The following is a 19,095-nucleotide window of genomic DNA, read 5'->3' on the forward strand; positions in this document are numbered from 1 at the left end:
CTATTTTTTTGAAATTATTCTGAAACCGCCCGGAACAGTGCGGTCTGTCAGGCCGTAGGCCGCCAGAATAGCCCCATAGGCCCCGTCCGGTTTGGTCAGATCGAAACTGCCCGAAACGGTGATGTCGCCCATGCGCGGATCGCGCACGAAGCTTTGATCATCCATCAATGGCGACAGACGGGCGAACAATTCATCAATCGGCATGTCATTGACCACCCAGCGGCCCTTGCGCCATGCCGCGACACGATCAAGTGCCACCGTGCCATAATGCATATCACCATCCCCGTCCTGCCAGGATGCCCGCCCGGCGACCAGGCGTGCCAAACGAACGGTGCGGTTTTCGAGATCCACCGTGCCTTCGGATACCTCAACCCGGAAATGCCCACCCCATTTCGAGGCGCTGAATGCTGTCCCCACCGCTGTGGCTGTCAGTTTATTAAGATGAATGCGAAGCGGCCGTGCGCTGTCCTTGGCGACTTCAATAAATACGCCGCCTTCAAGGACGGTCAGATCGCGGTACTGATCGCTATAGGCCATGGCAACGCGCGTGCCCGGCTCCATCCAGATACGCGATCCATCAGACAGTTCATGCACTTCGCTGACAACGCCGGGATTGCTGGCGGCAATCAGATCCGCATCGGGTTGAAACGCCGAGTAGCCCCAAAGCCCTACCAGCAACAAAATGGTGAAGATTGCCAGCATCGGACGCGCGCGCCGTTTGGCTGACCGCATGCCCGGCAGGCGGCCATTGCCACCTTCAAGCGCGCCCAGCCGTTCGAGATCACGACGCACGGCTTCGCTATCAAAGCCAAGATGGTCTTCCTGCTTTGGCGCTTGTGATTCTTTGCCAATATCCTCAAGACCGGAAAGATCAGCGGCGGCGATTTCCATGCTTTGCCATATCTGACGTGCGCGGACGAGGCGTTCGGGATTTTGCGGGTCTGCTGCCTGCCAGCGTTCAAAGGCGATTTCTTCAGCCGCCGTCAGCTGCACATCATCAAGGCGCACAGCCCAGTAATCGGCAATGTCATCATTGCTTTGGCAGTCGTCAGGATAGCGGAATTCGGTCATGGCAGTGTCGTAACCCGGCTTCTGGCTGATGATGTTGTTGTATATGTGACGAACAAGCCGCGCAAAAGAGGATGTTTAATTTTCATGGCGTGCCAACACCTGTTTGCAATGTCCAAGCGCCTGACGCAAATGCTTTTCGACCATATTGCGACTGATGCCAAGATGGTCCGCCGCCTCCACCGTACTGAGGTGATCACGCTTGCACAGCAAGAACACTTCGCGGCAGCGCGGCGGCAGGTCGTCAATCGCGCGTCGAATGATATCAAGGCGCTGGCGATCCGAGCTGATCTGTTCCGGGGTCGCAGACTGGCTTGTCGCCCCGTTCATGTCACTGATTTCTGCCGGATCGGTGAATTCAACCGGGTTGCGGTTGTTCCGGCGCAAGGCATCAATTGCCAGGTTGGTGGCCATGCGCATCAGAAAAGCTGGCGGGTTGGCGATATCGTCCGGGTCGATATTCCGGTGGCGCAGTTGGACATAAAGGTCCTGCAACACGTCATGGCTTTCGTCGCGCGCGGGCAGATATTTCTGCACCTGCCGCAGCAAACGATCACGATATTGCTGATAAAGACTATCCCAGGAACGGTCGCAGACCGCCATAGCTGCACATCCAGAATTCGATAATGATAACTGTTATCATTTTCATTAGTGCTTATAAGCAATCCCGACCATGCGTCAATTCAAAAAGCAGATGGCCTTTTGGGAGGCGATAACGAGCCCCCTTTCCCCTAAATTAGAATTTCCTAGACAAGATCGCACTTTAATAATAATTATAAATACAGGATTCAATCCTGAATTGCGCATTTTACAAGTAGTAAATCGTCGCCAATTTCCAAGTAGGACAACAAAATGGCACTAAACATCATATCAAACTATGCAGCCAATGTTGCACATCGCAACCTGTCTGCTTCTGACGCGATGGCGACGCGGTCGCTATCAAAGCTGTCCTCCGGTACGCGCGTTGTTTCTGCGCGCGATGATGCTGCGTCCATGGCGATCGGCGCACGACTTAATGCGACGACCCAGGCGCTTAAAACTGCATCTGTTAACGTTGGTCAAGCCAACTCGATGCTGCAGATCGCCGATGGTGGCATGGCCACTATTGATGACGTCCTTGTCCGGATGAAAACGCTGGCGGTGCAGGCATCATCGGGCAACCTTTCTGATACCGAACGCGGCTTCCTCAATGACGAATTCACCGAGCTGCGTGACGAAATCGACCGGATCGCGTCCTCGACCAACTTTAATGGCATTCAGTTGCTTGGCGATGGTGGTGACGTATCGATTAACCTCACACCTGGTACTGCCAATGCCGCGCTCACGCCCGCTTTCGGCTTTGACGGGTTCGCGATCACGGACAACAATTACTGGGCACAAGACGCAGCTGAAGATGGTGTCGACGATAACGGGATTGAGATAAGAATTAACGAAGGTTCCGGCGAGCAGGTCATCATGACTGTGCTTACGGCAATTGACGGCTCTATCGAGCGGACCCAATCAATTGATATCACTGATTTGGCAGCAACCGGCGGAACGCGCGCGATCGCTGCCGGTGAAAATGCGGTTTTGAACTTCGACGAGTTGGGCCTTTCAATTACGGTAAACACCAACTTCTCGGATTCTGTTGATTACGTCAGAGCCGGTACCGGCGGCTCCAACGATTTCGGTTTCAATTCAACCAATACCGATTTCATGGGAACTGGCGTCGATACATCCGCGGGCCAGTTCTTCTTCATGGAAGAGGATAAGGGGCAGAAGCTTGCCAACACAATTGACTTCCAGGTTGGCGGCGGCAACACCGCGAATGATCGTCTTTCAATTGACCTGAGCGCGGTTGACTCTTCGGTTTTGGGGGCGTCCGGGCTCGGTCAGGAAACGCTGGAAGACCTTGGCACAAATGCTATTAACACTGCTGCTGGTGCCCAGAACGCGGTCGAAGTTGTGACACGTGCGATTGATGATTTGCAACGCGCCCGTGCTGCAATCGGCACATCCCAGAACCGTCTGGACTTTGCCGCACAGAACCTTGCATCGACGCAGGAAAATACTGAATCAGCGCGTTCCACCCTGCTTGATCTGGATGTTGCAGCCGAAATGACGGCCTTTACCTCCAAACAGATTTTGGTTCAGTCCGGCGTCGCCATGCTGGCCCAAGCCAACCAGATGCCGCAAAACCTTTTAAGGTTGCTGCAATAACGGCATAAGTTCCGGCAAACTTTATGGACGTGCCTACCTGTTGCAAAAAGGGCCCGAACGAGATTCGTTCGGGCCCTTTTTGCGGTTTTGAGATCGAAGGTCGCTGTTAAATCAGTCTTCGAAATGCCCCTTGGCGGCAAAGCCACCGCCCTGATAGATCACAGCCGGATCTTTGCGGTCTTCGGGCGGGAAGGCCGCCTCGATCTCGGCACGGTATTGCTCGGAACTGTCTTGCGGTTTCCAGCCGAGGAAGTCCGCATGGGCGTTGTTCCACCATTTCGATTTGTTGTCCGACACACCATACATCACGAGATGGCCCGTCATGGGGGCGGCAAAGATCGCCTTCATCAGCGAGATGAAATCACGCGGGCTCATCCAGGTCGAAAGCATGCGGCGATCACGCGGCTTTTCAAAGCACGACCCGATGCGCAAGGACACGGTTTCAACATCGAACTTATCATAATAATAGCTCGCCACCGCTTCGCCATAACATTTGGTCACGCCATACAGGCTATCGGGGCGCAGTTCGGATTTGTCATCAAGCTTTTCGGTGCGTTTGTGGAAACCAATCGCATGGTTGGAGCTGGCAAACATGATGCGCTTAACGCCATTCTGACGCGCACCTTCATACAGGTTATAGGTCCCGGCTAGGTTGGCCTGAAGCAGGTCATCAAAGGCCGCCTCGATCGAAATCCCGCCCAGATGAATGATGCCATCAACATCCTTGGTCAGTTCGATTACGGCTGCACGATCGGACAGATCGCATTGCACGACTTCCTCGTTCGGACCGGCCGGGTCGATCGGCGAAATATCGGACAGGCGAATGACATCGGCATAGCCCTTAAGCCCTTCACGGCAAATCTTGCCAAGGTTTCCACCGGCACCGGTAATCAGCAAACGTTTCATAACCATCCTCTTTGATATCAAATCTTCCGGCGACCACTTACCCGCCGAACACAAGATTCGGAAGCGTCATGGAGATCGCAGGAATATAGGTTGTCAGCAAAAGCGCACTCAGGATCGCCAGATAAAATGGCCAGATCGACTGCACGGCTTTTTCGATTTTGACCCCGCCAATCGCGCAGCCGACAAACAGGCACGAGCCCACCGGCGGTGTACACAGGCCAAGGCCCAAATTCATCATCAGCACCATGCCGAACTGGATCGGATCCATGCCAAACTGCATGGCAAGCGGCAGGAAGATCGGCGTACAGATCAGGATGAGGGCCGCCATATCCATAATCATGCCAGCAATCAGCAGCATCACATTGATCATGAGAAGAACCATGATCGGATTGTCGGTGATACCCGTGATCGCCTCTGCCAGGGCATCTGGCACCTGATAAAACGCCAGCATGTAGCCATACGCCGACGCACAGCCGACCAGAAGCATCACAAGGGCGGTTGTCTTGGCCGATTGTTTGACCGCGGCAACAAAGCCCGTCCAACTGAGCTCACGATAGACAAAGCCGGTAATAATCAGCGCATAGGCAACCCCTATGGCGCCAGATTCCGTGACGGTAAACACGCCACTCAAGACACCGCCGACAATAATCACGGCCGTAAAGAAGCCCGGAATGGCGCGAACTGCGGTGCGCCAGACCACCGACCAACCGGGGAACGGTTCCGCCGGATAGCCGTGCCGGATCGCCACCAACCAGGTGGCAAGGCCCAACAACACACACATGATGAGCCCCGGCACCACACCGGCCATGAACAGCTTGGAGATTGAAATGCCCCCGCCAGCCGCCACGGCATACAGGATCATGTTGTGGCTGGGCGGGATCATGATGCCGGCAATCGATGAGGTCACCGTGACGTTGACGGCATAATCCGCGCGGTAGCCTTCCTTTTTCATCACCGGGATCAGGATCGAGCCAAGGGCAGAAGTATCGGCCACGGCTGATCCGGAAATGCCCCCAAACAGCATTGATGAAAACACGTTCACAATGCCAAGGCCGCCGCGACGACTACCGACAAGGGCGGTTGCGAACTGCACCAGCCGCGAGGCAATCCCGCCATGAAGCATCAATTCGCCGGCAAAGATGAAGAACGGAATGGCCAAAAGCGAGAAGGCACTGACACCCGATCCGATGCGCTGAAAGGCAATCAGGGTGGGCAGTCCTTCGAAGAAAAACGCACCAAGGGCAGCAACACCAAGTGCGATAGCAACGGGCATACCAATCAGAATACCGATGGCAAACACGCCAAGAAGAATGGTCATGCCCATTTATTCAGCATCCTTGTTAAGCAAGTCATCGTGATAAAGTCCGGCGCGTGCAATCGTTTGCCATCCGGCAATGATCTTGAGGATATGCACCACACTGTAAAACATGATCCCGGCACCGCAGACCGCCATCGGCACGGATCGCCAGCCATCGGAAATATGAATGATCGACATGGTTTTGGCCCAGTTAAAGGCCACCAGATCCATTCCGCCCATCAGCATCCAGTAGCCAAACCACGCCATGGCGCCATAACTGATCACAGCCACGATTGCCGCGATTTTAGGCGGCAAGGCGTCACGGAAAAACGAAACGGAAAGATGGCTGTTGTCGCGCATGCCGGCTGCGGCCACCGGGAAGGTGATCAGGACAATCAGGATAAGTGACACCTGTTCCACCCAGGTTGGCGTTTCATTAAGGACATATCGTCCAAACACCAGCCAGGCAAAGCTGGGGATAAGGCTCACAAGCGCCAAACCACCAATCAGGTTCAGCACACCTGCGATGCCCCCCCCGAGACGGTCGATCAAAGTGATAAGACGAGAAAGCATCTACGCGCCGCCAGAAAAAGATAAACCGGAAATAGAATAAACACAGTCAAAAAGAAGGGCGACGAGTTTCTCGTCGCCCTTCAAGATTTTCAGGTCTTATTTCTGCGCGTCCTGCATCGCCTTTACCAGACCTGCCAGATCCGGGTTGGCTTTCAGGAAGTTGTCATAGACCGGCTGCATGGCATCCTGGAACGCCTGCTTGTCAGCGATTTCGTTAATTTCGATACCCGCTGCAATGACTTTTTCCTTGGACTGCTCGGCACGGGCGGCCCAGGCCGCACGCTGTAGCGTTACTGACGCATCAGCAGCTTCGTGAACGATCTTTTTCTCTTCGTCCGAAAGGCCGTCATAAAGCGCTTTGTTCATGCACAGGCATTCCGGCAGGATCAGGTGCTGGGTGACCGAGTAGTATTTGGCCGCCTCAAAATGGCCGGAGCTGTCATAGGACGGATAGTTGTTTTCCGCACCATCGATCACACCGGTTTTCAGCGACTGATAGACCGAGCTATAAGCCATCGGCGTTGCGTTACCGCCAAGCGAATCAACCATCTGCACATAAAGATCGTTGCTCATCACGCGGAATTTCAGACCTTCAAGGTCGGCCGGTGTGTTGATCGGGTGCTGGGAGTTATAGAAGGAACGCGCGCCCGAATCATACCAGCCAAGCGGCTGCAGGCCGGCGTTGATCAGGCCATCGGCGATCTGCTGACCGGCCGGGCCGTCCATGACGTCATGCATGGCATCGACGCTTTTGAAGATGAAGGGCAGCGAAACAACGTTGGCTTCGGGCGCCACTTCACCGAGCGGGCCGAGGTTGAAAACAGCCCAGTCCAGACCACCAAGGCGAACCTGCTGAATGGCATCAGGCTGGTTGCCCAGAACACCGCCGTGATAGACCTTGGCTTCAAGGTCGCCACCGGATTTTTCATTAATCTGCTTGGCGAATTCTTCCATGCCGGTCGAAACCGGGTATTCCGGCGGATGGATGTTCCAGCCGCGCCATTCTTTGGCCTGCGCACCGGATGCCAGCGCAACCGAAACGGCTGCAGCCGCAATCGTCAGTGTGGTGGTCTTCATAAACTTGTTCATTTGGGTTCCTCCCAGACAATTTGATGTCTACTGCGTTAAAGCCTTGTTCGCCCTTTTGGGTCTTGTTCTTGTCATATAATCTTACAAATCGCTACTTGTAAACACAACTGTAAGAAACATTAACAACTACTCGAATAGTCCATTCAAAATCCTGTGTCCCAATTGTCAGCTGGGTTCACAAGTTACCCCCGGCAGAACCACCTGCCGGGGTATCAGCAGGTCATATGCTGGCATCGCCAACATGGTTTATGCGGCGCGCAATGCGCCCTCGCCATAAGCCTTGCGGATCACATCGGCCAGCATGTCATGTTCCCCGTCCGTCAAATCGGTCAGCGGGCTGCGTACCGGGCCGGTATCACGTCCGATCACGCGCATGCCAGCCTTGACGATGGAAACGGCGTAGCCCTTGCCGCGATTACGAATATCAAGATACGGATAGAAGAATTCCTTGAGCACGCGTTCCATGGCCGCGTCATCATCGCGGGTCAGCGCATCATAAAAATCAAGCGCCTGCTGCGGCAGGAAGTTGAAAATCGCCGAGGAATAGGTCGTAACGCCAACCGCCTTGTACGCCTTGGCAAAAACCTCAGCCGTCGGCATGCCACCGATATAGGACAGGCGATCACCAATAACGGTGCAAACCTTGGTCACCATTTCGATATTGCCATGGCCATCCTTGAACCCGACCAGGTTCGGGCAAACCTCACACAGCTTGGCGAGTGTTTCGGCCGTAATGATGGAATTGTCGCGGTTATAGACAATCACGCCGATATCAACCGCATCACACACTGCCTTCACCCGGGCAAACAGGCCTTCCTGCTCCGCCCCGATCAGATATTGCGGCAACAGCAACAGACCATCCGCACCAGCTTCTTCGCAGGCCTTGGCCAGATCCACGGCCATGGCCGTACCATAGCCACAGCCAGCGATGATCGGGGTATCGCCCGCGACTTCCTTGGCCGCGCGGACGGTCTCGACGACCTCGCCCGGGGTCAGGGAAAAGAACTCGCCCGTCCCACCCGCAGCAAACAGCGCGGTTGCCGGGAATTGCGACAGCCAGCTGACATGTGCGCGATAGGTTGCAAGATCAAGCGCCCCGTTGGCATCAAAAGGCGTCACCGGAAAAGAAAGCAACCCGGCGCCAATCGCCTTTTTCATCTCTAGATAGTGCATCAAGGGTCCCTAATGTCTGAATGCGTCAAAATAACTATGACGATTCTATAAATTCATCATATTACTTTGTCAAACATAATACTCAGACTTTTCAACAGCCCCTTGAAACCCGGAAAAACTAAGGTTTGAGCCATATTCTTCTGATCTGCGACTTTGGTCTAAAGCGCGATATTCGGGGTGTATTTTTCGAATCGGGTCGATTGGTATGATGACTTTGCCATCAAAGCCCGCTAGGCTCTGGCGATCCAATTCTATCGCCACAAGCAAGAAGCCCGAACATGACCGATATCACTGCCGCCAGTCGCATCCTTGCCGATGCTTTTACCAACCACACCCTGATTGATCCCCTGCCCAAAGACATTGCCCCCACGAGTTTTGACGAAGCCTATGCCATTCAGGATGCCACCCTGGAAAAGGTCGGCATTGCCCAGGCTGGCTGGAAGCTTGCGGTTGCCACCCGCGCGGCACAGGAAAAGATCGGCGCAGATGGCCCGCTTGTCGGGCCGTTGCTGGCGGGGCGCATCCTGGGTGATGGTGCGGCGATCACCACCGATGACATCAACTTCCCCAATATCGAGGCGGAAATTGCCGTTGTCATGGACAGCACCCCTGCCCCGGATGCGACATCAAGTGACATCCTTGAGCACATCAAAAGCATGCATCTCGCGATCGAGATTGCCAGCCGCCGCTATCATGAAAAACAGGACCCGATCCAGACACTGGCGGACCTTAATTCGACCAGTCACTTTGTCCTGGGCCCGGAGATTGAAGGTTGGCGCGATCTTGGCTTTATCGGCGGCAAAGTCACCACCAAAAGCGACGGTGACGTGCTTGCCAGCAATGATGATCCCGATGCCTGGCCGGAAATCTTTGGTGGGTTGGAATATCTGGTCGGCTTCCTTGCCAAGCGGGGCAAAAGCCTGAAGGCAGGGGACGTGATCACGACGGGCGCCTGTGCGACGCCGACCATCACCCCACATGGCAAGATCGAGGCGGTGTTTGAGGGGCTTGGCACCGTGACAGCCGAAATCAAAAAGGTTTGATCTCACCCGTCCATGCCCAAATACCTCAACAAAAAAGCCATGCGACAGTCCGTCGCATGGCTTTTGTTTTACCGTATGGCTGGCTTAGCCGTTTTCGCGGAATTTCGCGACCGGCACACCCGGCACTTCGACCCGCAGCTTGACCAGCTTGCCGGCATCGGGGAATTCCGCACGCTTTTCCGGACTGTAATTTTCCTGATGGCTGGTGACATAAAGCGTCTTCATGTCCGCCCCGCCAAAGCACGGCATGGTCGGATTGGGCATCGGCATCGGAATGGATTTCAACAGCGTGCCATCCGGGGCAAAGCGATTGAGGTTGCCCGCCGACACCCCGGCCGACCAATAGCAGCCTTCAAGATCGACCGCACCACCATCCGGACGACCCAATGTATCATCCAGATCAAGATAGCGCGTGCAGTTGGAAATCCTGCCCGTCGCAACATCGAAATCCCAACGATTGACCCACGGCCCGCGTGAGTCGGAATGATACATTTTTGATCCGTCGGAGGACCAGGCAATGCCGTTGGAAATCTTGAAGCCGGTTGCCTTTTCTTCGACCTTGCCATCTGCCGTAATGCGATAGAGTGAGGCAATCGGCATCTTTTCCGGATTATCATCCATGGTTCCGACCCAAAACGCCCCGTCCGGGCCGATCTTACCATCATTGGTGCGGCTGTTGATCCCGTCTTCGATCCGGCACAGCGGCGTGCGTTCATCGTTTTCGGGATCAAGAAAAACGATATCCTTGCGCAGCGCCACAATGATGCGCCCCTGATCGGTCAGACCAAAACAGCCAAGCTCGCTGTCGAAGTCCCATGTCTTGCGCGCACCAGTTTCGATATCAAGCGCATGCAGCTTGCCATTTAGGATATCGGTCCAGTAAAGCCGGTTGCGGTCTGCGTCCCAGTTGGGGCATTCCGCCAATGTGAAGGTTTCATCAGACAGCACTTCCGGCTGATACATCACACCACCCGTCATCATATACACTCCCGAATTCATATGATTAATTATTGTTGTGTTCAGGTGTGCCGTAACCGGCCCCTGCTTGTCAACAGGGCTTTGCCATCAGGATGGGGGATGGACGTTATTTGTCGCGGGCGTGATCGGTAACGCGCTGGCGCGCCTGATGGAGGTGATAGCGCATCAGAAGTTCGGCACTATCGCCATCATGGCCCAGGATCGCATCATAAATCTGGCGATGCTCGGAAAGGACCTTTTGGGCGCGCTCGGCCGATCCGCCGCGCGTGATGTTCAGCGCCACGCGCATGGATTTTGCCATCACTTCATGAAGGGAATTAAGGATGGTGACGAAAATCTCGTTCCCGCTGGCACGCGCAATCGCCATATGAAACGCCAGATCGGCCTTGTCGGCGATGTCGCCTGCCGCCACCCCGTCTTCAAGCATTTTAAGCGCGTTTTCAATTTCACGATGATGTCGGGAACTGGCGCGCTGGGCCGCCATGCGGGCGGTCGTGCCTTCAATCGCAGAGCGGGCTTCAAAGCAGCGCAAAAGCCCGGCGACGTCGCTGACGCCGCCAAACTCGATCAGGCCTTGGGGCGGGCGCTTTTTGACAAATGACCCAACCCCCTGACGGGCATAGACCAGGCCATCAGATTGCAGCTTGCGCAATGCTTCGCGCACGACCGGGCGCGACACACCAAAGGACGCGCAAATCTCATTTTCCGAGGGCAGCTTTGATCCTTCGGCGAGATCGCCAGAGACAATCTGCTCAAGGATCTGGCCATAAAGCTGATCGGCGAGTTTTTCGCGTTTCTGGACTCTTAGCAGCAGCTCGGACATCCGTCCCCCGGACTTGTTATCTTGTAAAACTTACTTGTAAGTTTTATCGACAAAATCCGGGTCGGTAAAGCCCCGGCACTTTGGCGGGCTTTTGCGCGTCAATCGACCAGTGAATAGTCGCGGTTGCCGGGCTTTCCAAATACTTCGTCTTCATCGGCCAGATCGTTATCGGGCTGATCGAGCAAGTGGGGGATCAGCGTCATCGTGCCGCTAAGCGTCTGGTTCTTATCAAGCACGACAAGGTCGCCATGTTCCTTGAATTCCGGACGGTTATGGACGTTTGGCACGTGCGAGACCGGCTCGACACAGAACGTTTTGCCGTCTTCGGGGATATAGAACTGAACGTTGGAAAGCGTGTCACTGGCGATCATTTTCACGCCATAGCCCGCATCGCCCCAAAGCATGTCAGCTTCAAGGTGCCAACCGGCATAATGGGCATCAAGCGCCAGGTTATGACGGATCATGCGGCCATCGGAGAAATCCCGGCCAAGATCAATCACCGTGCGCGCGGTTGGCAGCATGTCCTCGTCAGTTGCGAAACTGTCCGATGCAATAAAGGCCACCGAAACATCGTCGCCGCCCGGGAACCATGGATGCAGACCAATGCCATAGGGCATCGGGGTCCGGCCAAGGTGACGCACACCGATTTCAATCGTCACATCACTCTCGGTCACCTTGAATTCCTGCCAGGCGACATAGACAAAGCCGCTTTGCGGATCGTCATGTTTGTGATTGAAGCGCAGCGTATCAACTGTTGGCCGTTCGATCTTCCATTCCGAAGATCGGCCAAAGCCATGAATGGCATGCGGGCTTGGCGGGCGATTGGCCGGGACCTTGACGATGCGACCGTCAAATTCAAATTCAGAAAAGGCCAGCCGATTGGCAAACGGCACCATCGGGAAACAGCCCAGACTTGACGGATTGCCAGATGCAATCGCCTCGGGTGTTACCGGCCGCAAAAGATTGATGATCCCTTTGCCATCCGGGCGGATCCAGTCGATCCGCGATATCGCCCCGCCATCGGGGACGATCCCGATCTGAAAGGGACCACTGTTCCAACGGTATTCAGGTTCGCCTTTTTTGGCCATTCCTGCGCGCCTCAAATCCAACCGAAATCATATGATGACTTTACAGAGGTATCATTCCTCGATTAATTGGAGATGGTAACTCTGTTGGCGCCAACCAAACCTTAACGCCAAACCGCCATTTTTATATCTGGTTGTTTTACACCGGATTTATCGGATACGCAAAATGAACAAGCCCCGTGTAGCGACACCGCCCCGCAAAGTATCACTGACCGAAAAAGTGATTGCCAGCCTGCGTCAGGAGATTGAAAGCGGGCAGCGTGAGCCCGGAACCAAATTGCCGACCGAACCGGTCCTGACCGAACAGTTCGGGGTCAGCCGGACCGTGGTGCGCGAAGCGATTGCCGCCCTTAAGGCAGATGGCCTGCTTGAACCGCGCCAGGGGGCCGGGGTTTTTGTTCTATCACCCCAAGTGCGCAGCAGCGAAACATCGATCTTTGCCGTCGATTACGCGCAAGTATCTGATGTTCTGGAAATCCTCGAACTGCGCATGGCGGTCGAGATCGAGGCCGCCGGCCTTGCCTGCACGCGAAGCTCGGTCGCGCAGCAGACCAAAATCTTTGAAGCCATGGTCAAAATGGAACGGGCGCTTGAAAAAGGCGATCCGACCGAACAGGCCGATTTCGAGTTTCACAGCGCGATTGCTGCGGCAACCAACAACCGTCGCTTTGCCGAGTTTCTGGAACATCTGGGTGATAAAACCATCCCGCGCGCCCAGCTGCGCCGCCGCCCGCCCGAGGCCAAGGATCAGAAAGCCTATATGCAGATGATCATGGGTGAACATCGAAGTATTTATGATGCGATTGCCGCCCGCGACGAGGATACCGCACGAAAGGCGATGCGCGCCCATCTGAGCCAAAGCCAGACCCGCTATCAGAAACTTCTGACCCAGCGTTAAGCCGCAATCGCCCTGGCCAGAACGGCCATATCCGCGATCACGATATCGGCCCCGGCCGCGTAAAGTCGCTGGCTTGCCGCTTCGCGGTCCGCGACATAATGCCCACCGCCGACAAACCCGATGCATTTCATGCCAGCAGCCCGTGCCGCCGTTACACCGGCAACGGAATCCTCGATCACGATGGTATTGGCCGGCGCATGGCCCATGCCATCCGCTGCATGCAGGAAAAGATCTGGGGCCGGTTTGCCGTTCTCAACGAAATCGGCACTATAGACCCGGCCATCAAACCATGGACCAAGGCCCGTGACCTGCATGGTTTTTTCCAGACGCTCGACCGAACTGCTGGACGATATGCAAAAGGCGATATCGCGCGCCTTAAGGGCGGCCAGAACATCTTCGATCTGATCGATCTTGGTCAGGTCGCGGTCGTAACGGGCAAACAGCATTTCATAGTAAAACGGCTTGAAGGCTGCCGTTACGTCCTGCCCGGTCTGCTCCTTGATATATTCGATCGGAGCGGAGCTTGATCTTCCGGTAAAGCGATCTGATACTTCCGCAAGGCTTAGCGGGGCGCCAAAATGATCGAGCACATCCACAAGGGTCGCCAGCGAGATCGGTTCGCTATTGACCAGCACCCCGTCGCAGTCAAACAGGACAACAAGACAGGCGTCAAACAGACCTGTGATGTCTGATGCTGACGTTACGATCTTGGCACCGACAGCATCGGTCGGGCCTTGGACTTCGTTTCCTCGGGCCATGTTGAACCTGGCTTGTTTCATTTATGTTATCGCCACAGCCTAGCTAAGGTGTAAGTTCAGCGTCAACAAAAATGAACATTTGACCAATCAATGAACTTTTGATCAACTCAGGCCAAACTGAGCCCAGAACAGATCAAATAACAGACCAGACAAAAGACCACCCGGCACCCTCAAACAGCAAGAAAGCCGGGGGAATTGCGGAGGAGTACCCCATCATGAGTCCCAGCTATCCCTGCTTTGTCGGCGTGGATGTCGGAACCGGAAGTGCGCGCGCCGGCGTGTTTGATGCCACTGGAAAATTGCTTGGCAGTGCGGCACATGCGATTGCCATGAACCGGCCAAAACCCGATTTCGTCGAACAAGATTCTGAAAATATCTGGCAGTCGGTCTGCCAGTCTGTCCGTGATGCACTCGACAAATCCAAGATCGCGCCGCGCGATGTTGCGGCCATCGGGTTTGATGCGACCTGCTCGCTCGTGATCCGCGATCAGGATAACAAACCGCTGGGCGTGACACCGAATGGTGCGGATAACTGGGATGTGATTGTCTGGATGGACCACCGCGCGGTGCGCGAGGCCGAGGAATGCACCGCCACCGGTGCAAAAGTTCTGGAATATATCGGCGGCACCATGTCGCCGGAAATGGAAATCCCCAAATTGATGTGGCTGAAACGCCACCATGATGCCGCCTGGCAGAAAATGGGTGCTGCCTATGATCTGGCCGATTTCCTGTCCTTCCGCGCAACCGGCAGCAATGCACGATCCTGCTGTACGGTGACGTGCAAATGGACCTATCTTGCCCATCAGGATGAACCGTGGGATCGCGATTTCCTGAAATCCATCAACATGGAAGACTTAAACGACAAGATCAACATGCATGACCCTGCCCTTGCGGTTGGCGAACTGATCGGGAAACTTTCCGAACAGGGGGCGGCTGATCTTGGCCTGACGACTGATTGCATCGTTGGTGCCGGCCTGATTGATGCCCATGCCGGTGCGTTGGGCACGCTGGGTGAATATCTTGATGGCAACCTTGATCAGCATTTCGCCATGATTGCGGGCACCTCCACCTGTCATATGGCATTGTCAAAAGAACCGCGCTTTATCAAGGGTGTCTGGGGGCCCTATTTCGGGGCGATCGCCCCCAATCTTTGGCTCAACGAGGGCGGGCAGTCGGCCACCGGCGCGTTGCTCGATCATATCGTTGCCATGCATCCGTTTTCCCATGCCATGGGGCGCGATGCGCACAAGCTGGCCGGTGAAAAACTGATGCCGATGATGGCAGAGAAAACCGACCTTGCGCCGCGCCTGCATGTCTTGCCTGATTTCCATGGCAACCGATCCCCCCTGGCCGATCCCGAAGCACTCGGGGTGATTTCCGGTCTGACGCTTGATCAAAGCGAGGAAAGCTTCCTGAAGCTTTACTGGGCAACGGCCTCTGCGATTGCCTATGGCACGCGCCACATCATCGATGCGATGAACGATACCGGTTATGACATCACCCATATCCATCTGAGTGGCGGCCATACCGCAAGTCAGGTTCTGGTGAAACTCTATGCCGATGTCACCGGCTGCACGGTTGTGATGTCAGATTGCGAGGAGCCGGTTCTTCTGGGCTCTGCCATGCTGGCCGCCGGTGCGCTTGATGCCGATGGCGGACTTGCAACGGCGGCCCGCAAGATGGCGGGCAAGGAAAGCAATCATGCGCCCGACCCGTCTGCCAAGGCCGATCATGACCGTCGCTACGCGATTTTCCATCAGATGCACACTGATCGCCAGAACCTTGATCGCATGAGCAAATCCTGATCTTTCGCGGCGCAAAACTGCGATATTTTGGGGCTTGGTGCGGGTTTGGCGCAACCTGCCCTATCCAAAAGGCGCTTGACCTTACTTTGGGTTAAGGTCAAAACAAAAGGGCCGATGCAAAAGCATCGGCCCTTTCTTTCGCACGCGCAACGGCGGGGTCGGGGGATCATGCAGATTGAAATATATCTGCACCGTCACGGCGCGATGCCGTTTAAGGCCAGCCTTTTGATCAAGGCTGGCCTTAAATCTTATTCAGCCGGATGTTCGTGGGCTGCCTGGACTTCGTCCTTTTTCTTCCGGTTCTTGGCAAAGGTGCCGACAATCAGAACAAAGAACAGCGGCACGAAGAAGATCGCAAGCACGGTTGCCGAAATCATCCCGCCCATCACACCGGTACCAACGGCCACACGGGCCCCGGCACCAGCACCGGTCGAGATCGCCAGCGGCACGACACCAAGCGTAAAGGCCATCGACGTCATGATGATCGGACGCAGACGCTGACGGGCAGCTTCGACGGTTGCATCCAGAAGGCTCATACCGTCGTCGTAAAGTTCGCGGGCGAACTCGACAATCAGGATGGCGTTCTTGGCCGACAAACCAATCGTGGTCAGGATGGCCACCTGGAAGTAGACGTCATCAGGCAGACCACGCAGCATCGCTGCGATCACCGCACCAAGAACACCCAGCGGCACAACCATCATCACCGAAATCGGGATCGTCCAGCTTTCATACAGCGCTGCAAGGCACAGGAAGACGACGATCATGGACAGGGCATACAATGCCGGTCCCTGCTCGCCCGCTTCGCGTTCCTCATAGGACAGCCCCTGCCATTCCAGACCGATATCACCGGGAAGCTGCGAGACAAGCTGTTCCATCGCCGCCATGGCATCACCAGACGCAACACCCGGTGCAGCGGCACCCTGGATGTTAAGCGACGACAGGCCATTGAAGCGTTCCAGACGCGGAGAACCATATGTCCACTCGCTGGTCGAGACAGCCGAAATCGGCACCATCTCGCCCGACTGGTTGCGGACATACCAGTAATCCATGTCTTCGGGCATCATGCGGTATTTGGCATCCGCCTGCATGTAGACCCGTTTGACGCGGCCGTTTTCGATGAAGTCATTGACGTAGCTTGAACCCCAAGCAGCCGCCAGCGTCTGGTTGATATCAGCAAGGTCTACACCAAGGGCGCTGGCCTTTTCCTGATCAATGTTGATGTTGAACTGGGGCGTATCGTTCAGACCGTTCGGACGCACACCAACAAGACGGGAGTCCTGTGATGCCATGCCCAGCAGCTGGTTACGGGCGGCAATCAGGGCCTCATGGCCAACGCCACCACGGTCAACAAGCTGCAGGTCAAAGCCGTTTGCCGTACCCAGTTCGACAATCGCCGGCGGGGCAAAGGCAAAGACCATGGCTTCGCGGATACCGGCAAACGCACCATAGGCACGCCCGATCACCGCATCGACTGACTGATCCGGACGGGTACGTTCCGACCAGTCTTTGAGGTTCACGAACGCAATACCCGCATTCTGGCCACTCCCGGCAAAGGAGAAGCCGGCAACGGTGAACAGACCATCGATATTTTCGGCCTCGTTCTCCATGAAGTGGGTTTCGAGCTTTTTCAGAACCTCAAGCGTACGTTCCTGTGAAGCACCGGCCGGCAACTGCACCATGGTGAACATGATGCCCTGGTCTTCTTCCGGAAGGAAGGAGCCCGGCAAACGGCCAAACAATGCAACGAGTGCGGCAACAAGAATGCCGTACACAAACAGATAGCGCCATTTACGGTTCACGACATGGCCAACACTGCCCTGATAGAAGTTGTTGGTCTTGTCAAAGCCGCGGTTAAACCAGCCGAACGGACCTTTTTTCTTGGACGGGTCGGTGTGACCGGGTTTCAGCATGGTCGCACAAAGGGCCGGTGTCAGAACGATTGCCACGACCACCGAAAGCACCATCGCCGAAACGATCGTGATCGAGAACTGACGATAAATCGCCCCGGTCGACCCGGCAAAGAAGGCCATCGGCACAAACACGGCTGAGAGAACCAACGCAATACCGATCAGCGCACCAGTGATTTGGCTCATCGATTTCCGGGTGGCTTCGCGCGGCGGCAGACCATCTTCGTGCATCACACGTTCGACGTTTTCCACCACAACAATCGCGTCATCCACCAGAAGACCGATGGCCAGAACCATGGCAAACATGGTCAGCGTGTTGATCGAATAGCCGAATGCCGCCAGAACCCCGAACGTCCCGAGCAGAACAACCGGCACCGCAATCGTCGGAATAAGTGTCGCCCGCCAGTTCTGCAGGAACAGGAACATCACCAGGAAGACGAGAACAATCGCCTCAAACAGGGTATGGACCACTTCCTCGATCGAGACTTCAACGAACGGGGTCGTGTCATACGGATAGACAATCTCGATCCCTTGCGGGAAGAACGGCTGCAACTCGGCCAGACGGGACTTGATCGCCTCGGCGGTATCAAGCGCGTTGGCACCGGTTGCAAGGTTGATACCGATACCGGTTGCCGACTGCGCATTATAGCGCCCGACAATGTCATAGCTTTCGCCGCCGATTTCGATGCGCGCAACGTCCCCAAGACGGACCTGCGCACCGTCTGTTTCAACTTTCAACAGAATGTTGGCGAACTCATCGACCGTTTGCAGTTTGCTTTGGGCCGTGATGGTTGCGTTGATCTGCTGGCCGGAAATTGCCGGTGCACCGCCAATCTGACCCGCCGTGACTTCGGTGTTCTGCGCCTCGATGGCGGAATTCACATCCATCACAGTCAGGTTGTAGGACAGCATCTTGTTCGGATCGAGCCAGATGCGCATCGCATGCTGGGCACCAAACACCTGTACGGAACCAACGCCGTTCACACGCGCAATCGGGTCTTCGACAGACGAGACAACAAAGTCCGAAAGGTCTTCGGCATTCATCGAACCATCGCCAGACACAAAGCCGACAACCATCAGGAACGAACCGCTGGATTTGCTGACCGTCACACCCTGTTCCTGCACCTCGGCAGGAAGGGATGACATGGCAGCCTGCAGTTTGTTCTGCACCTGAACCTGGGCAATATCCGGGTCTGCTTCGGGCTCGAACGTCAGGGTAATCGACGCCTGACCATTCCCCGACGAGGTCGAGGACATGTAGCGCAGATAATCAAGACCGTTCATCTGTTGTTCGATCACCTGGGTGACCGTGTTTTCAACAGTCTGGGCCGAAGCACCGGGATAGGATGCTTCAATTTCGACAGAAGGCGGCGCGATCGATGGATACTGCTCCACCGGCAACTGCCAAAGCGAAAGTCCCCCCGCCAGCATGATCACCAGGGCGACAACCCAGGCAAAGACGGGGCGATCAATAAAGAATTTTGCCATTGAAT

The 19,095-nt window shown here is 55.4% G+C and carries 16 protein-coding genes; 4 read left to right on the plus strand and 12 right to left on the minus strand.

What is annotated here, in order from left to right:
- Together ACXAIA_RS18835 and ACXAIA_RS18840 are read right to left on the minus strand one after the other, a co-directional pair.
- Window positions 1-1,071, minus strand: a complete 1,071-nt coding sequence (locus ACXAIA_RS18835) for a FecR family protein (protein WP_475350704.1) — start codon at window positions 1,069-1,071, stop codon at window positions 1-3.
- A 75-nt stretch (window positions 1,072-1,146) separates the two neighbouring features.
- On the minus strand, window positions 1,147-1,671 hold the full coding sequence (locus tag ACXAIA_RS18840) for an RNA polymerase sigma factor (RefSeq protein ID WP_475345325.1): 525 nt from the start codon (window positions 1,669-1,671) through the stop codon (window positions 1,147-1,149).
- A gap of 249 nt (window positions 1,672-1,920) precedes the next feature.
- On the opposite strand from ACXAIA_RS18840, the gene ACXAIA_RS18845 reads away from it, so the two are divergent.
- Window positions 1,921-3,267: a flagellin N-terminal helical domain-containing protein gene (locus ACXAIA_RS18845; protein ID WP_475350705.1), complete on the plus strand. Its 1,347-nt coding sequence runs from the start codon at window positions 1,921-1,923 to the stop codon at window positions 3,265-3,267.
- A gap of 111 nt (window positions 3,268-3,378) precedes the next feature.
- Here the strand turns inward: ACXAIA_RS18845 and ACXAIA_RS18850 are convergent, their stop codons facing one another.
- The 5 genes from ACXAIA_RS18850 to kdgD all read right to left on the minus strand — a co-directional run bounded on the left by ACXAIA_RS18850 (window position 3,379) and on the right by kdgD (window position 8,305).
- Window positions 3,379-4,173, minus strand: coding sequence for an NAD-dependent epimerase/dehydratase family protein (locus ACXAIA_RS18850; RefSeq protein WP_475350706.1), 795 nt, complete (start codon window positions 4,171-4,173; stop codon window positions 3,379-3,381).
- A 37-nt stretch (window positions 4,174-4,210) separates the two neighbouring features.
- Window positions 4,211-5,497: a TRAP transporter large permease gene (locus ACXAIA_RS18855; RefSeq protein WP_475350707.1), complete on the minus strand. Its 1,287-nt coding sequence runs from the start codon at window positions 5,495-5,497 to the stop codon at window positions 4,211-4,213.
- Window positions 5,498-6,043 (minus strand): TRAP transporter small permease, encoded by a 546-nt coding sequence (locus ACXAIA_RS18860; RefSeq protein ID WP_475350708.1) that lies wholly within the window; start codon window positions 6,041-6,043, stop codon window positions 5,498-5,500.
- A 96-nt stretch (window positions 6,044-6,139) separates the two neighbouring features.
- A complete protein-coding gene (locus tag ACXAIA_RS18865; RefSeq protein WP_475350709.1) occupies window positions 6,140-7,132 on the minus strand; it encodes a TRAP transporter substrate-binding protein in 993 nt (330 codons plus the stop codon).
- Between the two features lie 246 nt (window positions 7,133-7,378).
- Window positions 7,379-8,305 carry a 5-dehydro-4-deoxyglucarate dehydratase gene (gene kdgD, locus ACXAIA_RS18870; protein WP_475345319.1) on the minus strand — a complete coding sequence of 309 codons (927 nt, stop codon included), beginning with the start codon at window positions 8,303-8,305 and terminating at the stop codon, window positions 7,379-7,381.
- A 278-nt stretch (window positions 8,306-8,583) separates the two neighbouring features.
- Here kdgD and ACXAIA_RS18875 point away from each other — a divergent pair, with 278 nt between their 5' ends.
- A complete protein-coding gene (locus ACXAIA_RS18875) occupies window positions 8,584-9,348 on the plus strand; it encodes a 2-keto-4-pentenoate hydratase (RefSeq protein WP_475350710.1) in 765 nt (254 codons plus the stop codon).
- An 84-nt stretch (window positions 9,349-9,432) separates the two neighbouring features.
- Here ACXAIA_RS18875 and ACXAIA_RS18880 read toward each other — a convergent pair whose 3' ends face one another.
- The 3 genes from ACXAIA_RS18880 to ACXAIA_RS18890 all read right to left on the minus strand — a co-directional run bounded on the left by ACXAIA_RS18880 (window position 9,433) and on the right by ACXAIA_RS18890 (window position 12,237).
- Window positions 9,433-10,329 carry an SMP-30/gluconolactonase/LRE family protein gene (locus tag ACXAIA_RS18880; RefSeq protein ID WP_475350711.1) on the minus strand — a complete coding sequence of 299 codons (897 nt, stop codon included), beginning with the start codon at window positions 10,327-10,329 and terminating at the stop codon, window positions 9,433-9,435.
- A 103-nt stretch (window positions 10,330-10,432) separates the two neighbouring features.
- Window positions 10,433-11,149, minus strand: a complete 717-nt coding sequence (locus tag ACXAIA_RS18885) for a FadR/GntR family transcriptional regulator (RefSeq protein WP_475345316.1) — start codon at window positions 11,147-11,149, stop codon at window positions 10,433-10,435.
- Between the two features lie 98 nt (window positions 11,150-11,247).
- Window positions 11,248-12,237: an aldose epimerase family protein gene (locus tag ACXAIA_RS18890; protein ID WP_475350712.1), complete on the minus strand. Its 990-nt coding sequence runs from the start codon at window positions 12,235-12,237 to the stop codon at window positions 11,248-11,250.
- Between the two features lie 163 nt (window positions 12,238-12,400).
- Between ACXAIA_RS18890 and ACXAIA_RS18895 the strand changes: the two genes are divergently transcribed.
- Window positions 12,401-13,132 (plus strand): FadR/GntR family transcriptional regulator, encoded by a 732-nt coding sequence (locus ACXAIA_RS18895; RefSeq protein WP_475350713.1) that lies wholly within the window; start codon window positions 12,401-12,403, stop codon window positions 13,130-13,132.
- Here ACXAIA_RS18895 and ACXAIA_RS18900 read toward each other — a convergent pair.
- The gene (locus ACXAIA_RS18900; protein WP_475350714.1) at window positions 13,129-13,890 is read right to left on the minus strand and encodes an HAD family hydrolase; all 762 of its coding nucleotides are present in this window, start codon (window positions 13,888-13,890) and stop codon (window positions 13,129-13,131) included. The genes ACXAIA_RS18895 and ACXAIA_RS18900 overlap by 4 nt on opposite strands.
- A 215-nt stretch (window positions 13,891-14,105) precedes the next feature.
- Between ACXAIA_RS18900 and ACXAIA_RS18905 the strand changes: the two genes are divergently transcribed.
- Window positions 14,106-15,695: an FGGY-family carbohydrate kinase gene (locus ACXAIA_RS18905; protein ID WP_475350715.1), complete on the plus strand. Its 1,590-nt coding sequence runs from the start codon at window positions 14,106-14,108 to the stop codon at window positions 15,693-15,695.
- A gap of 248 nt (window positions 15,696-15,943) precedes the next feature.
- Here the strand turns inward: ACXAIA_RS18905 and ACXAIA_RS18910 are convergent, their stop codons facing one another.
- Window positions 15,944-19,090: an efflux RND transporter permease subunit gene (locus ACXAIA_RS18910; RefSeq protein WP_475350716.1), complete on the minus strand. Its 3,147-nt coding sequence runs from the start codon at window positions 19,088-19,090 to the stop codon at window positions 15,944-15,946.
- Between the last annotated feature and the right edge of the window lie 5 nt (window positions 19,091-19,095).

Source organism: Thalassospira sp. ABL2_045, assembly GCF_056161285.1.